The 21,686-nt window shown below is 46.5% G+C and carries 13 protein-coding genes and 7 pseudogenes; 4 read left to right on the forward strand and 16 right to left on the reverse strand.

From position 1 onward, the window contains the following. Positions 1 to 129 precede the first annotated feature (129 nt). Both JCM17471_RS04620 and JCM17471_RS04625 read right to left on the reverse strand, forming a co-directional pair. A complete protein-coding gene (locus JCM17471_RS04620) occupies positions 130 to 390 on the reverse strand; it encodes a hypothetical protein (protein WP_054776993.1) in 261 nt (86 codons plus the stop codon). Continuing rightward, positions 374 to 952 (reverse strand): hypothetical protein, encoded by a 579-nt coding sequence (locus JCM17471_RS04625; protein ID WP_054776994.1) that lies wholly within the window; start codon positions 950 to 952, stop codon positions 374 to 376. Before JCM17471_RS04625 ends, JCM17471_RS04620 begins: the two co-directional genes overlap by 17 nt. A 284-nt stretch (positions 953 to 1,236) precedes the next feature. On the opposite strand from JCM17471_RS04625, the gene JCM17471_RS13350 reads away from it, so the two are divergent. After that, positions 1,237 to 1,548: a helix-turn-helix domain-containing protein gene (locus JCM17471_RS13350; RefSeq protein ID WP_082395213.1), complete on the forward strand. Its 312-nt coding sequence runs from the start codon at positions 1,237 to 1,239 to the stop codon at positions 1,546 to 1,548. A gap of 182 nt (positions 1,549 to 1,730) precedes the next feature. On the opposite strand, the gene JCM17471_RS14995 is transcribed toward JCM17471_RS13350, so the two are convergent. The 9 genes and pseudogenes from JCM17471_RS14995 to JCM17471_RS13975 form a co-directional block, all read right to left on the reverse strand. Next, complete coding sequence (locus tag JCM17471_RS14995; RefSeq protein ID WP_235809428.1) at positions 1,731 to 2,396, reverse strand: IS3 family transposase; 666 nt, start codon at positions 2,394 to 2,396, stop codon at positions 1,731 to 1,733. Positions 2,397 to 3,398: 1,002 nt separating this feature from the next. Then, a complete protein-coding gene (locus tag JCM17471_RS04640) occupies positions 3,399 to 3,581 on the reverse strand; it encodes a hypothetical protein (RefSeq protein ID WP_054776996.1) in 183 nt (60 codons plus the stop codon). A 78-nt stretch (positions 3,582 to 3,659) separates the two neighbouring features. After that, positions 3,660 to 4,484 (reverse strand): ATP-binding cassette domain-containing protein, encoded by an 825-nt coding sequence (locus JCM17471_RS04645; protein ID WP_054776997.1) that lies wholly within the window; start codon positions 4,482 to 4,484, stop codon positions 3,660 to 3,662. A gap of 145 nt (positions 4,485 to 4,629) precedes the next feature. Continuing rightward, the gene (locus JCM17471_RS04650) at positions 4,630 to 5,223 is read right to left on the reverse strand and encodes a hypothetical protein (protein WP_156321599.1); all 594 of its coding nucleotides are present in this window, start codon (positions 5,221 to 5,223) and stop codon (positions 4,630 to 4,632) included. A gap of 1,041 nt (positions 5,224 to 6,264) precedes the next feature. Continuing rightward, a pseudogene (guaA, locus tag JCM17471_RS04665) lies at positions 6,265 to 7,817 on the reverse strand (glutamine-hydrolyzing GMP synthase). A gap of 90 nt (positions 7,818 to 7,907) precedes the next feature. Beyond that, a pseudogene (coaA, locus tag JCM17471_RS04670) lies at positions 7,908 to 8,831 on the reverse strand (type I pantothenate kinase). Between the two features lie 310 nt (positions 8,832 to 9,141). Beyond that, positions 9,142 to 9,597, reverse strand: coding sequence for an acyl-CoA thioesterase (locus tag JCM17471_RS04675; RefSeq protein ID WP_054777001.1), 456 nt, complete (start codon positions 9,595 to 9,597; stop codon positions 9,142 to 9,144). A gap of 25 nt (positions 9,598 to 9,622) precedes the next feature. Next, positions 9,623 to 11,912: pseudogene (gene helD, locus JCM17471_RS04680) on the reverse strand (RNA polymerase recycling motor HelD). 115 nt (positions 11,913 to 12,027) lie between these two features. Beyond that, positions 12,028 to 12,180 (reverse strand): hypothetical protein, encoded by a 153-nt coding sequence (locus JCM17471_RS13975; protein ID WP_156321600.1) that lies wholly within the window; start codon positions 12,178 to 12,180, stop codon positions 12,028 to 12,030. A gap of 97 nt (positions 12,181 to 12,277) precedes the next feature. Here JCM17471_RS13975 and JCM17471_RS04685 point away from each other — a divergent pair. Further along, positions 12,278 to 14,105, forward strand: a pseudogene (locus JCM17471_RS04685) (cation:proton antiporter domain-containing protein). A 40-nt stretch (positions 14,106 to 14,145) separates the two neighbouring features. After that, positions 14,146 to 15,050 (forward strand): annotated as a pseudogene (locus JCM17471_RS04690) (proline-specific peptidase family protein). Between the two features lie 152 nt (positions 15,051 to 15,202). On the opposite strand, the gene JCM17471_RS04695 reads toward JCM17471_RS04690, so the two are convergent. Next, positions 15,203 to 16,405: an MFS transporter gene (locus JCM17471_RS04695; protein WP_054777002.1), complete on the reverse strand. Its 1,203-nt coding sequence runs from the start codon at positions 16,403 to 16,405 to the stop codon at positions 15,203 to 15,205. Between the two features lie 132 nt (positions 16,406 to 16,537). Between JCM17471_RS04695 and JCM17471_RS04700 the strand changes: the two are divergent. Then, positions 16,538 to 16,920 (forward strand): annotated as a pseudogene (locus tag JCM17471_RS04700) (winged helix-turn-helix transcriptional regulator). An 89-nt stretch (positions 16,921 to 17,009) separates the two neighbouring features. On the opposite strand, the gene JCM17471_RS04705 reads toward JCM17471_RS04700, so the two are convergent. The 4 genes and pseudogenes from JCM17471_RS04705 to JCM17471_RS04720 form a co-directional block, all read right to left on the reverse strand. Beyond that, positions 17,010 to 17,969 carry an ABC transporter permease gene (locus JCM17471_RS04705; RefSeq protein WP_054777003.1) on the reverse strand — a complete coding sequence of 320 codons (960 nt, stop codon included), beginning with the start codon at positions 17,967 to 17,969 and terminating at the stop codon, positions 17,010 to 17,012. Then, entirely contained in the window at positions 17,966 to 19,051 is a 1,086-nt protein-coding gene (locus tag JCM17471_RS04710; RefSeq protein WP_054777004.1) for an ABC transporter permease, read from the reverse strand. Before JCM17471_RS04710 ends, JCM17471_RS04705 begins: the two co-directional genes overlap by 4 nt. Further along, positions 19,041 to 20,578 (reverse strand): annotated as a pseudogene (locus JCM17471_RS04715) (ABC transporter ATP-binding protein). Before JCM17471_RS04715 ends, JCM17471_RS04710 begins: the two are co-directional and overlap by 11 nt. Before the next feature lie 75 nt (positions 20,579 to 20,653). Then, the gene (locus JCM17471_RS04720; RefSeq protein WP_054777038.1) at positions 20,654 to 21,664 is read right to left on the reverse strand and encodes a BMP family lipoprotein; all 1,011 of its coding nucleotides are present in this window, start codon (positions 21,662 to 21,664) and stop codon (positions 20,654 to 20,656) included. Between the last annotated feature and the right edge of the window lie 22 nt (positions 21,665 to 21,686).

The raw sequence follows: 21,686 nt of genomic DNA on the forward strand, positions 1-21,686 counted from the left end.
ACACCCTTTCGTTTACAGAATATGATTCCTGATAATGAATCAATATTTGGCGAGCATTAGTTATACAAAACAAAAACCGCCAATCAGGCAAATTTTACTGATGGCGGCTAATGGTAATCACTTAAAAGCTCACCCAAAGAAGTCCCAATCTCGATCAGAAGGGGAACCCATGTCTAGTTCCTTTTGTTCAATCTCAGTTGTCACCCAGACATACCGACCATCAATCCATTGGTTATCATCAATCTTATACCATGGTGTTCCGTTGATAACGGCGGAATCAGTAAAGTCAAAAACAGTATAAGTGTTGTAATATTGGATTGGTTGTTTAATTGGGCCATTCGGTGATGTTCTAACAACAATGCCGTAACCGGGCTTATAAAAAATTTGCAACTTCCTGTCTTTTTATAGCCGGTGCACCGGCTACCGTATACTTAGCCTTCACCCACTTATTTGTGCCATAGCGATATAGTTCCTCACCCAGCTTATCTTTACCCGTTTCTAAAATCTTGATAGTCGTTCCAGGTTTGATGTAATGATAAACATGTTCTGGCAGTGTATCAGGTGTTGGGTAAATTCCAACGGCCCATCCCGGAATAAATTTAATTTGTGTTGTCTTAGCATTGGATACTGATCCAGTGCCTGAGGTCCCCTTGAGAGTCAGATAACTGCCATCAGCCCATTGATTCTTGCCTAGTTCATACCAAGTCTTTGATCCAACTTTCTTTGTATCAGAAAATTTCCATGCCGTACCGTGTGCCAACTTTCGACCAGCAATTGGATGATGATTAGCGTTTGGTGAATTCCACAATGCAATTCCATATCCTTTAATATAATGTACGGTGACAACACCATTCGCCGCCTTTACAGCATGCCCAACTTCCATACTCAATGTCATTCCAAGGCTCAACCCAAGTATCATTAACCCCTTACTCAATAACTTGCTCTTTTTCACTATCTCCTACCTCCATTTCTAATTATGCCAAATTATTTCGTTGCTCTGTAATACCACATTCACTACATCTTGTGTCCACAAGATTCTTCTCTTCCAATTGTTCGCCCAAATCCATTAATATATTCTTCCGTCAGTTCTCACCTTCCCACTCAAATATTGCTGATTATGGTGACATAATATACCGATAATAGTAGTACATTTACACAAAAGTATCAACTTTTTAATTATTTAGTACTAATATTTACAGTAAACCATTTTGTTACTCTTACCCGAGGGTGTTACACATGAATCTCGATTTTTTTGGTGTACGATTAAAATCAGCACGCAAATTAAAGCATTTAACCCAATTAGAATTATCGCAACGATTGGACGTCAACAAAGGAATAATTTCCGATTATGAACAGGGATTGTCTTATCCACCACTAGAAACGTTTTCTCGTATCTGTTCTGTATTAGACGCATCTGCTGATTACTTACTCGGAATAGCCGATTCTCTATCCTTTAAGTTTGGTGAATTGACCGAAGAACGAGCTGAAAGCATTCTTCGGTTTGTTTCATTAATTGAGGATGCCAATCGAATATTGGATAAGTCATAATGATCATAATTAGGAACGTAAAAACAGAAGCCTGTGACACCCCAAAGAGGGTATGTTACAGGCTCCTGTTTTTACGAACATTATTGATTAGTCGTGTACCAAAGAGGTTGAGAAGTCCGGTTAACAGAGAAGTGTGCACTTGAGGTTTACCCTTAAAGTTGGAATTGAATAGTTTGATTTAATTAGGTGGTCATTCGCCGTTCAAATTCGAACGGAGATTGGCCGCCTAATTTAATTTGGATTCGTTCTGTATTGTAATAATTAATCCATTCTTCGATAACTGTCTTTAATGCTGGATAGTTGGCATACCTTTTCGCTGGTCCAATCTCCGTCTTGAGTTTATCAAACACCGTCTCGCAGGCCGCATTATCCAAACAAGTAGAACGGCGCGACATACTCTGCTTGATGTGCCCACTCTTCAGTAATTTTCGCCAAGATCTATGTTGGTACTGCCACCCTTGATCACTGTGTAATGTCACTAGATAACCGGTTTCCGGCAAGTTCTTGATAAGTTGACTCAGTGGTTCTATCGCAAACTCAAGATTTGGGTGTGGGCTAACATCCCAAGAAACAATTCGATTACTCAAATGATCTTTAATTATTTCCAGATAAGCCTTATCTCCATTGGTGGCCTTCAATTCAGTGACATCTGTAACTAGCTTTTGGTAAGGCCTACCGGCCATATTTCTCCGACTTAGTAGATTCTTTGCGACTCGTCCGCGTGGGCCTTTGGATGAATCATATTTGCGTGTGCGCTTTCGATAAACACTACTGTTGAGACCTATCTCGTACATGATTCGTTGTATCCATTTATGATTTGGTTTCTCTCGGCCTTGATTCTCATACATCTTGCGAATGGTCGCGGTCACTCGAGGTATACCATACGTGCCTTTATGGCATCAAATACATCCTTAACAGTCCGCTTTAATTCTTCATCGGCATCAGGTTCTTGAAGCTTACGCTGCCAGTACTGAAAGACAAACATTGAAATTGGCAATGCTCGAATCAAGTCAACTAATCGGTATTTTGCCCTGAGTTCGATGATGACTTGGCCGAGCTGGCGTTTGGATGCTTTCTCAAGGCTTGTAATTTTTTAAGGCGTCTACGCGTATCCGTAAGGATAAATTCTCCTGTTCTAGGCGCTTGATTTTGTCCTGATCTGATTCTTTTGTGATGAGTCCTCACTCCTTGTCGCATCTCTAGTAAAGCTTGTTCACCGGAAACATTATATACCCGCTCCCAACGGACAATTGCTTCAACCGATAACACGGCAAAGTGTGCGCATGTGTCTCGGATGGATGCTTTATTAAGTTGTTTCCACTTTACAAGAGACACTCTCATTTGATCAGTTATTTCCGCTGGTTGTAGTAGGCCAGCTCGACCATGAACCTCGTAGACCGCAACCAATATTCTGAACAATGATTCAGAAATGCCAAAATGCCGAGCCACTGAAAACTTGGATTGAACGCCTGTTAAATATGTCTCTACCGCTTTGATTTTGTCGCCATCAAAATTTTAGTCACAAAAATACCCCCAAAGTCGTTCCAACTTTGGGGGTAAAGGTCATTTCGTTGTGCTTTTAATTTTGCTTGTTGAAAAGCATTGGATCTTATCATGACAATGACCCCGCCCAACGAAATGACATCAGCTAAAACAAAAAAATCGACTAAAATATTGGTTCGCCAGCCAAACACGGTCAACAATATTATGAGACTGAGAATGTTAGAAATGAAACCTCCAGTTGCATAAAGCTTCTTGGAAAATTCACAATGTCGAGGTCGGATGAATATTCATTTAAAAGTGGAAACTGGTGCTGTGTGTTAAAGCACCTTTTGAAATATATTTGATATTCACGCCTCAGGATATTGAGCATCTAATCGTGTTTTAATACTGTCTACCTGTGACTCAAACTCTTTCATTTTTTCCAATAGCTGCTTGGCAACCTCTCGTTCGATAGGGTTTTTAATTTCATCTATACTTGCCAAGCTATTTTCAATATCATAATACTTTTTATCTTCATACACTTGATTCATTATTTTAAATAAATCATCACGACTAATTTCTAAAATCGGAATTTTAGTATTTTCATCTAAAATAAAAAAGATTTATCTTTATTCAATTCTAAGATTTTCATATTGTATTCCTTTCTCTTTATACGTACCAATCCCGGCTTCCATGGCATCCACAAAAGCCTCATAGCTTTGAGATTCCTGTCCTGAAGGACTTCTTACCTTCTTTGCAAAGAAATCTCCTGAAAGCAGTTGGTAACTCCTTTCATTAGAATCAAATTTTGCGATTAGCAATCGATCGGGATTTAGTAACGCCCCCAATGTAGAATTATGTGTTATCACAAAGACTGGCGTGCTTTCTGATAACTCTCTAAGTTTGGGTATGAGTTCCTTTTTTATAAAAACATTATCTAGTGATCCTTCAGGTTCATCAACTAAAACAATGTCAGCCTTCTTGGCATCATCTAATTTCATCATCAACCCTAAGGCCATTTGTTGTCCCCCAGATGCTGGCATCCCAGCATCTGTTAAGAGTTCTACTTCAAAGTTCGCTAAGTATCGTGATAAATCCAGCCCACTGTCTAGTGTAAACGCGGTACGATAGTTTTGTGAGAAAAGATTGGACAAAAATGTCTTATATTCCTTAGCTAGATAAGGTTTGATTAAATCATCTTTGACCGCTAGTTTTCCCCCCTTGCGAGGCGCTGCCTTTAAAAATTGCTCAGCACTTGTCCATCGTCCTTTCCACACATGTATTGTGTATGAATATTCAGCTTCGGACACGTCTAGAACTTCATCAAGAGCAATCTGCAAAGCATCTACAATTTTTGCCTGTTCTTTTTGCCGCTCGAATTGATGAAATAAATCTATACTATCAACAGGCTGAATTGCTGTTCTCTTTTTAACAGTATTTTTAATCGATTCCATAACTCCATTAACTACTGTTTTAATAGTAATCTCAATTTTTGGGCAATATAGTTTTCCCTCAGATTATTGTATGCATCAGAAACATTTTTTCTATATTCTAGTCTTTTACTAGAAGTAGCGTAATGCCATAATGACTGATCATCAATTACTTCTTTAAGCTTTTTAATAGACATACCCGTTTGTTTAATGTCTGTAAGTTCATAAATACTTTCCGAAAAATTTTAACTTTCCTAGCGATATTAGTATTCACCACTTCATGAGCAAACCGTTTAAGACTGCCTAAATATGTTTCTACATTATCTGAAGTTTCATCTTTGTAAAAACGAACCATGCTATCGAAAGCTAATTTATGCGATTCTACCCACCGTTCTCTTGCCTGACCCGCAATCCGAGCGCTCTCATCTGCTAGGAACCTTTCCGTTGCTTCACTAGATTTAAATTGTTGGATGTATGCAACAGCATCAGTTCCATTGCCATACTGATTGTTAATGTGATTAAGCAAGAAAGTCTTCCCACTACCACGACGACCTACAATCAAGTTTAACTTTGTGGAAACTGTGACTGGCCATCCCTCAACATCAATTTGAAAAGTATTAGGTTCTCCATCGGCGGAAGCAGTGACATGCCTGGAATTCTTAAACTCAAGCATAATTTGCGCAAAACTAAATGTTTCAATATTCAAAAAAGTGTTTTTTAGAGCTAATTTTGAAATGTCATTTCTAGTTGGATCTGGATCCAACTCAGTTGCATGCGCGTCACTAAAAAGGGCGGGACAAGGCTCGGTATTTGCAAAAGAGCTCTTTGAAATTTTAATTGTGAGTTTACCCCTCGAACAAATGTGTATCGGCCAAAATATGTATCCTTAAGTTCTTTATCAGGTACGAATGAATTACTCTTACCATATTCATAAATAAAAAGACCTTCTTTAAGATCTTCAAAAATATTTTTGAATTCATCATCAGTTAATCCATTTGAACTGCCTAGATCTATCGATTTACACGCTGTCTCTAACAATTTTTGTTGTTCTCAGTATTGTCGAACACAAGATTTACATGCCCATTTGCCAAGCTTAACTCTACCCCGGGTAATACAATGCAGTCGAGAGCGTCTGAGATTTGATTAAACTGTCTCAAATCAAAAGCATTGTGATTAGTAATCGCGATAGCATCCATCTTCAGTGTTTGAGTATATTTTTTGAGCCAGTTAAGTGAAAATTCAAAGCCGTCATCTTTTGACTCTGTTGAAAGTGTATGTATGTGAAAATCCACTCGTATTGTCATCGAAATAATCTACTTTTAATTCAATTAAATAGCTTTTACGTCTGGAATTTTTAATAAGCCCAACAATTATCATTGTATAATAATCATATGTTTCATAGAATAATCTACTCACCGGCTTCTTTTCTCACAATACTTGAAGGGATTACTAATAATCTCCAATTCCTAACCCTGCAGCAATCTATGGGTTCCATTGATTCTTTTTATTATATCACTATAAATATTTAATACCATAGATTACACAATCTATCTTACAAATCAAAGGGGAATCGCAAACCACCTCTCATTTTTAAATTTTCAGAGAATCTTTTTGCAGTCATTTCCCCTTGTTCATGATAGCAATGACTTGAGAAAGCTCTATAAGAGTCACCTCTACAATCAGTGAATTCAGAAAAACCCATTAAAAATCGACTTCAAAAGTCAATTCTTAATGGGCTTGCTTGTGCATAACCTCTGATTAAAAAATAGGAAATATGTTTCTCAATCAGAACTTCTTTATTCTTTTATTCCCACTCAATTGTTGCAGGTGGCTTGCTCGTGATATCGTACACGACGCGGTTGATGTGACCGACTTCGTTGACAATCCGAACGGAAATCTTTTGTAAGACTTCCCAATCGATGCGGGCAAAGTCAGCGGTCATCCCATCGATTGAGGTAATCGCACGAATGGCAATGGTGTAGTCGTAGGTCCGACCGTCACCCATGACACCAACAGACTTGAAGCCAGGCAAGACGGTGAAGTATTGCCAAACATCTTGATCGAGACCAGCCTTGGCGATTTCTTCACGCAAGATCAAGTCAGAATCGCGGACGATTTCGAGCTTATCTTCAGTGACTTCACCAATGACACGGATACCCAAACCAGGGCCTGGGAATGGTTGGCGCCAAACGAGTTCGTGTGGCATGCCCAACTTTTCACCCAATTCACGGGCTTCATCCTTGAATAACTTGTTGAGTGGTTCGATCAATTGGAACTTCAGGTCTTCTGGCAAGCCGCCGACGTTGTGGTGAGACTTGATGGTTTGAGCGGTATCAGTACCACTTTCAACCACATCCGTGTACAACGTCCCTTGTGCTAAGAAGTCAATCCCGTTGAGCTTAGCAGCTTCGTCGTTAAAGACTTCAATGAATTCTTTACCGATGATCTTCCGCTTTTGTTCAGGATCAGTGACACCCTTCAGCTTGCTCAAGAAACGATCTTGGGCATCCACCTTGATGATGTTCAAGCCGAACTTGCCTTCGAGGCTTTCCATGACTTGGTCAGCTTCGTTCTTGCGCAACAGACCGTGATCAACGAAGATGCTGGTCAATTGGTTACCGATGGCTTTGTGTAACAAGACACCAACGACACTGGAGTCGACCCCACCGGATAAACCGAGTAAGACGCGCTTGTCGCCGACTTGTTCACGAATCGCTTGAATCTGGGTATCGATGAAATCATCCATGCTCCAGTTGGCTTCAGCATTGCAGACATCGAATGCAAAATGACGCAGAATTTCGTGACCGTATTGGGTGTGTTGCACTTCAGCGTGGAATTGCACACCGTAGAACTTGCGATCGTCATCGTCCATCGCTGCGATTGGGCAGTTAGGGCTGGTGGCTGTGGCACGGAAACCAGCAGGCACTTCGCGTACCAAGTCACCGTGGCTCATCCAAACGGTTTGCTCTTGTGGCAAATCCTTGAACAGCTTAGCATCGCGATCGTACACGTCGATGTCAGCCTTCCCATATTCACGGTTGTCAGCAGGTTCAACGACACCACCGAGCACTTGTGCCATCAATTGCATCCCGTAACACACACCAAGGATAGGAATCCCGAGTTCAAAGATCTCAGGGTCCACACCAAACGCACCATCGTCGTACACACTGTTAGGGCCACCGGAGAAAATAATCCCCTTAGGCGCAATTGCTTTGACTTCAGCAGCTGAATGGTATGTGGCTTCAGTTCAGAATAAATACCAAATTCCCGAATTCGTCGAGTAATCAGTTGATTGTACTGACTACCATAGTCAAGCACAATAATCTTGTCAAAGTCTTGATTTTGCCCGTTTGCCAAGTTTTGCCACGCTCCTTTTTTAAGTTATTATCCATAATACGGAATTATTCGGCCGCGGTCAATTGCCACGGCTGGATTTTCATAGCATTTTCAGAATTTGCGTAGGAAGACGCGATCAATCTCATGATTCTGCGTCTTGTGCAGAATCACATCCGCCCGATTGCGTGTCGGCAAAATATATTCCTTCAAGTTCTTCAGATTGACGTCACGCCAGACCTGCCGCGCCATTTCAAAGGCTGCTCGGCGGTCGCCTGTCGCGTAAGGATAGTAATATTGGTGGGATCGGTGAACGCCGTATCGAGCAATAAACCGAAGCGTTCCAGATACCATTGCTCAATCAATTCAGGATCGGCATCCACATAGATTGAGAAGTCAAAGTAGTCACTCGCATAAATCAACTGGTTGCTTGGTAGCTGCAACACATTGATGCCTTCCACAATCAAGATGTCCGGTGAATCGATCAAGTCATATTCATCAGGCACAATGTCATACACTTGGTGTGAGTAACGCGGTGCCTTGACCACACCATTGGCATCTTTGACCGCATTCAAAAATTGAATCAGTTTGTTCATGTCATAACTCTCTGGAAAGCCTTTGCGGTCCATGATGCCGCGCTTCTCAAGCTCCGCATTGGGATATAAGAAGCCATCGGTTGTAATCTGTTGGACCTTCTTATCCGGGTACGCGCGACTCAACAGCAATTGCAGCAGGCGCGCCGTCGTACTTTTACCGACAGCCACGGAACCCGCAATGCCAATGATAAAACGGCCGCTGATGCAGATCAATGCCCAAGAACTCGCTCTGATTCAGCATTGCCGCTTGGTAATCGCGGTAGCGCACATGAATCAGGTGACGCAGCGGTGAATAGATTGTCACCACATCATCCAAGCCGATCTTATCGTTGAGGGAACGCAATTGTTCTAGCTCACTGTCCGTCACCGAACCGAAGTTATGTGTGTGAAACTGTTGCCACTCATCACGAGTGAATTCATAATAATTCATCTTTGAATACATCGTCATATTTTCTCCACCATCATTATTGAAACCGATTCCAAGTTTAGCACAAAACAACAGTATACGCGACTTTGCGCGGATAAAAACTCATAGTACTGAATGCAAAGGGCCGAAGCTGTGACAAAAGGTGCTTTGAGAATGAGGACTAAAAGGGATTGGTGATAAATCCCGAACTTAGGATTTGAAACAATCCAATTTAACCGGAATTCTCAGCCTTTTGGAACGCGATTAATCTATATCGTTCGAAATCGAAAAGGGTTGCGACAAAACTTTGTTTTGTCACAAACCCACAAGCCCATCATGCTTATCGTTATAAAGAAAGTAAATCTTGATTGATCTGTGGCTGACTGCGTCGTTTGGCGTAACCCGCGTTCACGGCCGCCGCCTCTTCAAAATCAGCTTGGTAATCAGGCAACTTGGCATTGTCCATGACCACATAGGTCGCAAATGCCGTACCAGCCAGGTAACGTTCACCCGTTCCAAGGTGTTCACCAACTAATTTGGCAAACACTTCCAGTGAGCGATGACCGACACCACTGACATAGGTCGTGATTTCGAGCGCATCACCGACACGAACCGGAGCGATGAACCGCATCTGGTCAAATGAACCTGTGACCACCTCACGCCGCGTAAAGCGTTGCGCTGATACCGACGTGATATCATCCAGCCACAAGAGAATTTGACCCCCAAACAGGGTTTCGTGACCGTTCAATTGACCGGGAAAAATTCGGTAGGTGGCCATGGCTTTGGTTTGACTCGCTAACATGTTAGTCGCTCCCTCCTCGCACTGATTAGTCTTGGGTATATAACTCGCTTGGAATCTCAGCCAGCAGTGGTGACAAGTCTGGACTCGCCAGAATCGTCAATCGATGCATGGCCCGTGAGGTGATGGTATACATCAGTTCACGTTCATCTTCGCGATTGAAGTTAGCCTTGTTGGCTTGCCAAACGATAACGGCATCGAACTCCAGCCCTTTGGCTAAGAACGATGGCACAACCAGCACACCGCTCGCTAGCCGCTGATTCTCAGAACGAATCAATGTGGCTGCGATGCCTTGAGCGCGCATCTGCTCGTAAATAGCTTCTGCGTCTTCCAAGGTCTTGGCGATGACCGCCGTTGTTTGCTTAGCCGCATCGTTGATTTCAAGTTGCGCAGCCAAGGCCGTCATCAACTCGGCTTCTGTTTGACGCACACGGATACTTGGCAATGGTCCCTGACGATTGAACGCCACGATCTTTTGCCCAGAGTGCAGAATCGCCTTGGTGAAGTCGGTGACCTGCGCCGTTGACCGATAGGATTGTGTCAATTGCACGACCCGTGTCTTATCGGGATCAAACAGCTTGCTGGTGTCGTTCATCAAGGTGTGTGAATCAGCCTTGGTGAAAATGGCTTGGTTCAAGTCCCCGAGTAAGGTGAACTTAGCCTTAGGGAAGCTTGCCTTCAGGTACGCCAATTGATATGGGGTGTAATCCTGAATTTCATCGACGAAGACATAGCGCATGTTGCGTTCACCGTGTCGACCTGTCATCAGATCATACAGGTGCAAGTATGGTGTCGCATCCGCCATCGTCAATTGGCGATCCTTGAATTCGGTCACGAACTCGTCAACGGATGCCTGCCATTCTGCTTCGCTCACATCGCTATTGGCGAGAATGCCGAACTTAGGCGCATCGCGTAAGAAGGAGACGTATTGCCCCCGCACGTTCAAGAAGCGATTCTTCACGATGGCGTGTTGAATCTCGCGAATGCCTTAACCACAATCTTGCGCGCAAAGAAGCGATATTCATCGTCGCTTGATTTGAATTCCTGTGGACCGTCGTTTTGAAGTTGACGAATATCTTCAGGATCCAAGTTTTCAACCGCCTCAGAGACCCACTTGGCCTTGAGCTCGGATTCCACCCGGCGATTCAACATGTTGATCAAGCGTTCCTTGGTCGCCGTCAGCCGGTTACCCAAGTGATAGTTTTCATTGTAGCTATAGAAGATGTCCGCAATCCGTTTGCGGCTGAAGAAGACTTCGCCTTGGAACTTGATGTCGCGGAAGCGCATGCCACTCTTTTCGAGGCTTGTCGCATACTTTTTGGTCGTTTCAAAGAAGTCCAGACTGCCCTTCAATACCGCAATCTGATGTTGCACAGGTGTCTGCACGGTCTCAAATTGTGAGAAGAGGCTCTGAACATCAATGCCAGGAACACGGCGCGTCACATACTGGTAGTACGTGAACTGAACCATGTTTTGTTCGCCCAATTCAGGCAACACGTTGGAGATATAATCCGCAAACAGTTGGTTAGGTGAGAACATGATGACCTGGCTGGCGTTCAGATTCCCACGATACCGGTACAGGAGGTAAGCCACCCGCTGCAGAACAGCAGATGTTTTACCAGAACCCGCGGCCCCCTGCACAAACAAGAGGTCGGCGCTGGTATCACGGATGATTTGGTTTTGTTCCTGTTGAATCGTGGTCACGATGCTCTTCATCTGGGTATCGGACTTCTCGCCCAAGACCTCGAGCAACATCTGATCGCCGATGGTTTCGGTGGTATCAAACATGGTCTGAATCTGACCGTCGCGAATCACGAATTGCCGCTTGAGCGCGACATCAACGGATTGTGGACCATCTGGGGTTTGATAAACCACATTGCCCAGACCGCCATCATAATAAATAGAAGAAATCGGTGCCCGCCAGTCATAAATCAGAAACTTGCCCTTGGGATCGGTGAACGACCCCAACCCGATATAGATGGTTTCAGGCTTCTCATTGCCCTCTTGAAAATCAATCCGGGCAAAAATGGATTGCCTGTCAAACGACGGACAGTTTGTAATTGTTGGTTAGATTGTTGCCAAGAATTAGACCGCTCATCCAACAGTTGTTGCTGTTGTTGGATTGATGCGGCGGTTTCGATCGCTTCAGCATCATTGCTCAAGTTGATTGAAAAATCGTTAAAAAAGTTCTCGTTCAGACTCTTTTCTTCCGAACGGGCCTTTGAGATTTCTTGCGATAAGCGTTTATCGGCGTCATGGAGTTGGTCCATGATTTGATCCAGGTGCTTTTGTTCAAACTGCTGGTCTGTTTCAGCCACGCAATCACTCCCTCACATTAAGTGGTGATGAATAAATCGTCATAATATCATAGCACTTTTTTAATCAAAGTGCGAGTATAAGCGGCTGTGAGAGATATTAAGAATCCGCCAAAAATCATTTGGCCTGCTGCCAGCGTTTCACGCCATACGCTACCAATTCACCGATGGCCAGACTCACGGCAACACTCACGAGAAAATGGCGCGTCCACAGCCCCACCAGAATCCCAATCACAACAATAATCCCGACAATGATCGAACGTTGATTCATTTTTCCACTCCTATATCCTTGACATTCATTCTCATTCATAAATAATGCATACATAGATGCTCTCATGTTAGCATATTCCACTCAAACGGAGGCCATTATGGCAAATATTGCATTACTCATCGTATTTCTCGCGGCACTGGTCATCCCGCTGCTCCTAGCACGATTCCATATTACCCGCGTGCCTACCGCAGTTGCCGAAATCATTATCGGGATGGCGCTAGGCCCAAGTCTGTTGCACCTGGTCAGCCCTAACGCCACGCTGAATCAATTGAGCAGCTTGGGTGTGGTCGTGTTGCTGTTCCTTTCCGGGATGGAAATCGACTTTGACCTATTCAAGCCGCAAAAACAATCCGGGCCCAAGAAAATTAGTCCGGCGAAGCTTGCCATCATCGGTTACGCGGCTGTTCTCCTGGCCAGTGCGGCCTTTAGTTTCTTATTGAAGTGGCTGCACCTATTTGATGCGGCCGGGTTCGCCACGATTGTGTTTGCGACCGTGGCACTGGGTGTGGTCATCGCCGCGCTCAAGGAAAAAGAACTGCTCAGTCAGCCATTCGGGCAAACCATTCTATTGATTGCGGCACTGGGTGAAGTGATTCCGCTGATCAGTCTGACCGTCTACGCGGCAATCTTTGGTTCATCAGACAAGAGCGTCTGGTTGCTATCGATTATTTTCGTCGTAGCGATTGTGTTGTTGCTGCGCTTCCGCCGGCCTTATCAGTTCTTTGCAAAAATCGACAAGAGCACGACGCAACTGGATATTCGCCTGGCGTTCTTCATCATCATCACCCTGGTCACCGTCGCCGAACAAGTCGGTGCCGAATCGATTCTCGGCGCCTTCTTAGCCGGCATGGTCATGAAGCTGCTGCGCCCGCGTGAGGAAACGCGCGATAAGCTGACGTCTCTGGGTTACGGCTTCTTCATTCCCATCTTCTTCATCATGACCGGAGTCAAAATCAATCTGCCGGCACTGCTCGCTGATCGTCAAAGTGTCCTGCTGATTCCTGTCCTGTTACTGGGCTTCATCATCGCCAAAATCGTGTTGATCCCAGTCTTCCGTTTGCGCTTCAAGCCACGCAATGCGCTCAGCGGGACGGCGCTGATTACAACAACCATTACGCTGGTCATTCCCGCACTCACGATTGGCCGCAACCTCCACATCATCACCAGCCAACAGTCAGGGGCCTTCACCCTGGCTGCCATCATCACTTGTTTGCTTGCCCCGGTTATCTTCAGCAGTCTCTTCGTCGCTGAAGAACAGGACTTCAAGCGCACAGTGGTACATTTCATCGGGGCCAACATCATCACCATTCCGATTGCCCAGCAGTTATCCAAGGGACTGTATGACATCTCCCTCTATACCGATAAACAGGGTAACTACAGCACCTACAACTCAGAGGCCAATATCAAGTTACTGCCGAGTTTCTCTCAAGGCGCCCTGAATGAAGCTGGTGCGTATGAGGCCGATATCGTTGTTCTCGGATACTTCGATCACGAGAAGAACTATCAGCTCGCACAGTGGGCATTGGCAGCCAAAGTGCCACGCATTATCGCCCGTTTTGAAGCGAAGGATGTTCAGAGCCAACAATTTGCGACACTGGCAGACGAAGGCGTCGAGATTTTTAATACCTTGGATGCCAACATCTCCCTGTTGCGTAGCCTGATTGAGTCGCCATCCACCATGAAAATTCTGACCGATACCAAATCGGGTATTTTTGAAATCACGGTGCGCAACCGCCGTTTTGCTGGTCTCGAGATCAAAGACTTGCCGTTTGTCGACCATATCACCATCAGTCAGATCTATCGTGACGGGCAATTCGTCGCGCCACACGGTGACACCCAGATCTACTGGGGGCGACCACATTATCTTCTCTGGAGACAAGAACGACATTCAGGATTTGCGTCAAGAACTGGAAAAAATCAACTAACGTGCTAAAATGAGTATATTCTAAGAAATCAGGTGTACAAATGAAACAAGGGACAACAATTCTCACATTGGACAACGGGTATCACCTCTGGACCAATACCCAAGGCGAAGGCGATATCCATTTGCTTGCGCTACATGGCGGCCCTGGCGGCAATCATGAATACTGGGAAAACTTCGGGGAACAACTCGCTGATTTGGGCGTTCAGGTCCACATGTACGACCAACTGGGCTCATTTTATTCCGACCAACCCGACTACTCCGATCCAGAAATCGCAGCGAAGTATTTGACCTATGATTACTATCTGGATGAAGTCGAAGAAGTTCGGCAAAAATTGGGTATCGACAAGTTCTACTTAATCGGTCAAAGCTGGGGCGGCGCACTCACCATGCTCTATGCCTTGAAGTACGGTCAACACTTGAAGGGTGCCATTATTTCATCCATGGTTGATAACATCGACGAATACATGGTGCACATCAACCAGGTGCGTGAAGAAGCATTGCCACCTTCAGCCGTTGCCTACATGAAGGAACAAGAAGCCAAGGGTAACTGGGATGACCCACAATACCAAAAGTATGTGGATGTCTTAAACGCAGGCTATGTCGACCGCAAACAGCCACCTGCAATCAGTCACCTGATTTCGACCATGGCGACCCCTGTCTACAATGCCTTCCAGGGCGACAACGAATTCGTTGTCACTGGTAAGCTCAAGGACTGGGATGTCCGCGATCAAATCCACAACATCACCGTGCCTACCTGTTAACGTTTGGTGAACACGAAACCATGCCATTGAAGTCTGCACAGCGTATGGCCGAAGTGATTCCACATGCACGTCTGGTCACAACGCCAGATGGTGGTCACCACCACATGATCGATAACGCCCCTGTCTACTTCGATCACTTGAAGACTTTCATCAAGGATGTTGAAAAGGGCCAATTTAACGATTAAAGAGTGTGACCAGGCCCGGTTAGCAATCGAGCACTAACGGACTTTGAGCAGCATGGCGGGTTTTGCCATGAGCGAAAAGTGAGTTAGGCGGAGATTGTTGGGCCTGGGAACACGTTTAGGGTGCGAACCCACGCAAAAAGCCGCGACAAACCTCAATCAGGTTTGTCGCGGCTTTTTAAATTATTTTCCTTGCGTGCCAACCAGAGCACTGAAATCAGTGCCAAGGCTGACATAATCAATGATGCAATTGGGGTCCATTGTAGGCCCAAGCTATCCACAATCCAGCCACCGGATGTCGAACCGAACATGATCCCGATGTTGAACGCGGAGATGTTGAGTGCGGATGCCATCTGAACATCGTCAGGTGCCAATTTTTCTGCCGCTTGCATGGTGTAGAGCTGAAGCCCTGGCACATTGATATAAGCCAAGACACCCAAGACAACGACCAAGATCAACCCGATGCCTTGATTCATCATCCAAATTAACATGGCAAGCATCAACACGATGTTCAGTGTGAACATCACCGTTAGCGCGCGTAAAGGCTTGATATTAGCAAAGTGACCACCCATCACGTTCCCCAATGCAACAGCCAGGCCGTATGCAACCAGAATAAAGACGATGACGGTTGTGCTAAAGCCCTGCTTGCCCAAAATGGCGGTCAGATACGTGTAGACCGGAAAACTTGACCCATATCCCAGCGCGGTCGCAATCATCGCTACCAGGACAACAGGCGTCTTCATGAGTCGCATAATACTCCCCCGCTTAATCGGTGCGGGCATTGCGAGTTGACTTGGGACTAAGACAAAATTAGCGACAGCGCCAATCAAACCAACGGCAGCAATCACGAGGAATGAGATGCGCCAACTCGCGTGCTGGCCAATAAATGTTCCCAGTGGGACACCAGTCACCGTTGCCACAGTCAATCCCGTGAACATGGCCGCAATCGCCGAGGCGCGCTTTTCTGGTGTCACAACGTTAGCCGCAATCATCGTGGCAACTGACATGAACAAACCGTGCGCAAAGGATGCGACGAGCCGCCCGGCCAGCAAAATTGGAAAGGTTGGTGCGGCGGCAGTCAGGACGTTACCGATAATAAACACGCCCATAATCAGCATCAAAAGTTGCTTGCGTTGAATGCGTCCTGTTACAGCCGTCAGCAGTGGCGCGCCAATCACAATCCCACCCGCATAGATAGATACGGTCAGGCCAGCAGTTGATAAGCTGATCCCAAATGTTTGGATAATGAGTGGCATCACACCGACACTGATAAATTCCGTTGACCCGATTGCGAAGGCACTAATTGCCAGTGCCATCAGGGTTAATGTTGGTGCAAAGGTTGTTTCCCGTTCTTCCATGATGTCCTCCTAGTAGTTCACATTGATTTACTTACGAAAAGTAATTATACTGGGTAGAGTCGAAATCACAATTACGCACTTTTAAGTAACATAGGTACCCCGAAGTACCTGTCATGACAAGGAGGACTCTGAATGACTGAGAAAGTCTATAACATCGGCGTCGAGAACACGATGGAAATTATCGGCGGCAAATGGAAACCCATCATTCTGTGCCATCTACGCCATCAAACGATGCGCACCGGTGAACTGCGGCGCGCCATACCCCAAATCACGCAAAAATGTTAACGCAACAACTGCGCGAACTCGAAGACGACGATATCATCACACGGCGGATCTATGAACAGGTGCCACCAAAAGTCGAGTACAGCCTGTCACCACTCGGCGAAACGCTCGCGCCTATTTTGAATCAGCTCTGTGAATGGGGCGAAAACAACATCGATCGGCGCCGGCGCGATTGCGGTGAAACCATTCATCTGCTCAACCGCGATGATGTGCCAACACTCAAGGCCAACTAAATCCACAAAAAAAGGAACTGCATAATCGCAGTTCCTTTTTTGCTTGCCAAACAATATAAATTTGTCTTTTGTCACAGCCTGTTTTTCACTTATCGGCTCTTCACAAATGTCGTGCCATCCGCGGCTGGTGCCTTGGATTGACCGATGAAGGCCACCAGCACAATGATGGTAATCAGATAAGGTGCCAACGTGAACCACACGTTAGGAATCCCACCGATAACCGGAATGTACTTACCGATAATGGCCAAACTCTGAGCGAAGCCGAAGAAAATCGCTGCACCCATCGCACCGATGGGATGCCACTTACCAAAAATCATGGCGGCCAAGGCCATAAATCCCTGCCCCACAATGGTCCCAATGCTGAAGTTCAAGGTGATGCTCTGGGCCATAATCGCACCCCCGATACCACCGAGTAACCCCGAGATCATCACACCAAAATACCGATACTTGTAGACCGAAATTCCCAGTGAATCCGCCGCTTCAGGATGTTCCCCGACGGAGCGCAGACGCAAGCCAAAACGAGTTTGCTTTAACAGCCACCAGGCGATAATCGCAATCACAATCCCAATATAGGCAATCACGGATGTGTTCGTGAAGAAGATTGGGCCAATCAACGGAATCGCGGACAGACCAGGAATAGACATGGTAGCCAGTGGATGTTGAATGATATCCGTTTGGCCTTTGCCGTCAAATAACAACTTGGTCAAATAGATGGCCAATGCGGGTGCCATCAGATTCAAGACTGTCCCACTGATGATGTGGTCTGTGCGCCAATTGATGGTGGCCACAGCGTGAATCAGCGAGAACAGTAACCCGATACCGCCACCGACCAACAAGCTCACCCACGGCGTTGCACTGCCCAATGACGAGCCGAAGAATAGATTGAAGGTGACACTCGCAAAAGCGCCCATCACCATGATGCCTTCCAACCCCACGTTGACGATGCCGGCACGTTCAGAGAAAGTACCGCCAAGCGCCGTAAAAATCAATGGTGCCGAGTAAATCAAAGTGGTTGAAATCACGGTCAATAATAAGGTGTTTAAGCTCATTTTGCCGCCTCCTTTACCGCTTTTTTCTTTCGCCAACCGCGACCGGTCTGACCCAAATACCGAATCAGGTAGTTGGCCCCGACGAAGAAGATCACCGCGGCAATCACGATGTCGACAATTTCTGGTGGCGTTGTGGAGGCGATTGAGATATTCAGGCCGCCGATTTTGAGAATCCCAAACAATAAGGCTGCGAGAATAATCCCAAACGGTGAGCTACCCGCCAACAGCGCGACTGACATGCCATCAAACCCAATTGGTGGCAAGGCCGTGTTCACGATGATGTTCTGGAAGTTACCTAACCCTTCCATTGCACCACCCAGACCGGCCAGTGCGCCTGAGATGAGCATGGCCATCACGATTGTGCGCTTCGTCGACATGCCCGCATACCGCGCGGCATCTTGATTCATCCCCACTGACTGGATTTCAAAGCCCAGTGTCGTGCGCTTGAGCAGTAACCACACCACAACCACGGCCGCGAGTGCGATCAAGATACCCCAGTGGAACGTTGAGTTCTGCGTGAGCTGCTCCAGAAATGGCGTCCGTAGTCGTGCTTGGACGGGAATCGTTTTGGAATAATCGCCATCGCCCACCGCCAACACGTCTTTGACAATCGCATTGGTGCCATAGAGCGCGATGTAGTTCAACATGATGGTCGTAATCACTTCACTGGTACCAAACATGGCGCGCAACCAACCGGCAATGCCGGCCCACAGTGCACCAGCTAACGCCCCGGCGATAATCGCCCCGGGCAGTAACAACCAGCCCGGCAGACTTGGAAACCACAACGCGAACGTCACGGATACCAGCCAGCCGACCAGTGCTTGACCCGCTAAACCGATATTGAAGAAGCCGGCTTTGTTGGCCACCGCGAACCCTAATCCGGTCAGAATGAGTGGTGTGGCACTGCGCAAAACTTCCCCAATCGCGTTCGGGCTCCCCAACGCGCCGGTAATCAGCGCCAGATAATTGCTGACAGGATCAAACCCTGATAGCAACATAATGATGGCACCGACCAGCAGCCCCAAGATCACTGAGGTCACTGGAATCCAGATACTATTGAAATTCATCTGTTTAATTCGCATGGGTGACCTCCTTATCTGCAATGCGTTCGCCCGCCATCATCAAGCCAATCTCTTGAACCGTGACCTCGTCAACGCGAGCACCACCGACCAATTGCCCCTGATGGATGACGGCAATGCGATCGGACAACTGCCGAATCTCATCGAGCTCATACGAAATCAAGAGGACGGCATGCCCTGCCGACCGCGCCGCCATAATTTGACGGTGCACGAACTCAATGGCACCGACATCGAGCCCACGCGTCGGATTCACCGCAATCAACACACCGGGGTTGCGACTGAGTTCACGCGCGATAATCAATTTTGTTGGTTCCCACCCGATAATTCACCCGCATGTTGCCAGACGCTCGTGGTACGAATATCGAATTGTTCAACCAGTTTTTCGGAATCATCAATCATCGCTTTTTGATTCAAGTAGCCGTGATTGGCAAATGGTGCAAGATGATACGTCTGCAGGTGCATGTTATCGATTAATGTCATCGGCAGAATAAGCCCATCCTTCTGGCGATCTTCAGGAATATGGCCGACGCTTCGTGGATGATTTGGCGCACACTGGCATTGGTCATGTCATTGCCATTGATGTGAATCTGGCCACTTGCGACCGGTGACAGGCCCGTAATTGCGCGCACCAATTCACTTTGACCGTTACCATCGATTCCCGCCAGCCCGACAATTTCACCGCCGCGGAGTTCAAGCGATACGTCATTCACACGTGGCCGCTTGTTGTGATCCAAAACCGTCACATGGTCGAGCGCTAGTAACACGGGGCCTTCTGGCATGGTTTCATGGTGTTGCGTGAGATCAATCGGCCGACCGACCATCAATTCCGCCAATTCTGCCGTTGTTGTGTTTGCCATCTCAACAGTCGCAACGACCTTCCCGCGACGAATCACGGTGGTCACGGCCGCGACGGCCTTGAGCTCCTGTAACTTGTGTGAGATCAGAATGACGGCCTTGTCTTCATCCGCCAGCCGCTGAAAAATCGCCAACAGTTCGGCGACTTCTTGCGGTGTGAGCACGGCGGTGGGTTCATCAAAAATCAAGATGTCCGCATCCCGATAGAGCACCTTCAGGATTTCGACCCGCTGCTGCATTCCCACGGAGATCTCATCGACACGCGCATCCGGATCGACCTGTAAGCCGTATTGTTCGGATAAAGCGACGATGCGTTCGTGGGCCTGTTTACGATTGAGTTGACCGTGCCGCAACGGCTCGTCACCCAAAATAATGTTCTCGAGCACCGTGAAATTCTGCACCAACATAAAGTGCTGATGCACCATCCAATGCCGAGTCGTGTTGCATCTTTTGCGGAGTTCAATTTGACGGGTTTACCGCCCACCTCGATGGCACCACTGGTCGGCTGATAAATGCCGGATAACATGTTCATTAATGTCGTTTACCGGCACCATTTTCACCCAACAAGGCATGCACTTCGCCGTAACGAATCGTCATATCGATGTGGTCATTCGCAACAAAGGTGCCAAAAATCTTGGTGAGTTGTGTCAATTGAATGGCTGTGGTATTTGCCATAAATAATCCTTTCTAGAAAATAAGGCTGCACATCACGAGTGATGTCACAACCTTATTAACGCGATTCAATTTGATTTACTTCAATTCACTTGGCTTGTTGAAAACCGTAATCTTGCCATCGATAATCTGTTGCTTGTAGTCTTGAACGGCCTTCCAGGCATCATCGCTCATGTTACCGCGAGTCAGGTCAACGCCCTTTTCCTTCAAACCATAAACTTCTGTCTTACCAGCAGGGAACTTGTCCTTCTTAGCATCATCCGCCAGCTTCTCAACAACAGTCCCAACACCCTTCAAGGTGGAGGTCAGTGTCAGGTTACCGCCGTCGTATTTACCTTCATTATTCTGATCGAGGTCGACCCCGATAACCCAAACCTTCTTCTTCTTGATTTGGTTCTTCGCAGCGGAGAAGACACCGGCACCGGTACCACCTGCTGCTTGATAGATCACATCTTCATCGTTGTTGAACATCGCATTGGCTAATGCTTGCCCAACATCAGGCTTGGTGAAGGAGTCCGCATACTTCACGTCGACCGTGATTTTCTTGTTCACGGCTGCGACACCCTGACGGAAACCAGCTTCAAAACGATCAATCACGGCACCGTGTTGGCCACCGATGAAGCCGACCTTGTTGGTCTTGGTTGTCTTCGCTGCGGCAACTCCAGCGAGATACGCCGCTTCATTATCCTTGAACGTCACACTCGCCACGTTCTTGGCATCGATCACATCATCAATAATCACGAATTGGGTCTTAGGATTAGCTTTGGCTGCGTTCTTGATCGCACTTTCGAGCTTATAGCCAATCCCGAAAATAGTTGCATATTTGGCTTGAATCAACTTGTTAATGTTCGGTGTGAAGTCAGCGTCTGAATTGGATTGCGCGTAGTTGTAACCACCCACACCCTTCTTCAGGCCATTCTTCTTACCCCACTTCTCTAAACCTTCCCAGCCGCTCTGGTTGAATGACTTGTCATCAACCCCGCCGCCATCAGTGACCAACGCCACTGAATGCTTCGCGTCTGACTTACCAGATTGTCCTGCCTGCTTACCCCCACAGGCAACGAGTACCACCGTTGCTGCTGCCAACATTGCCAAACGCCTAACTTCCGAC

This window comes from Lacticaseibacillus saniviri JCM 17471 = DSM 24301 (genome assembly GCF_001311785.1).
GTDB lineage: Bacteria > Bacillota > Bacilli > Lactobacillales > Lactobacillaceae > Lacticaseibacillus > Lacticaseibacillus saniviri.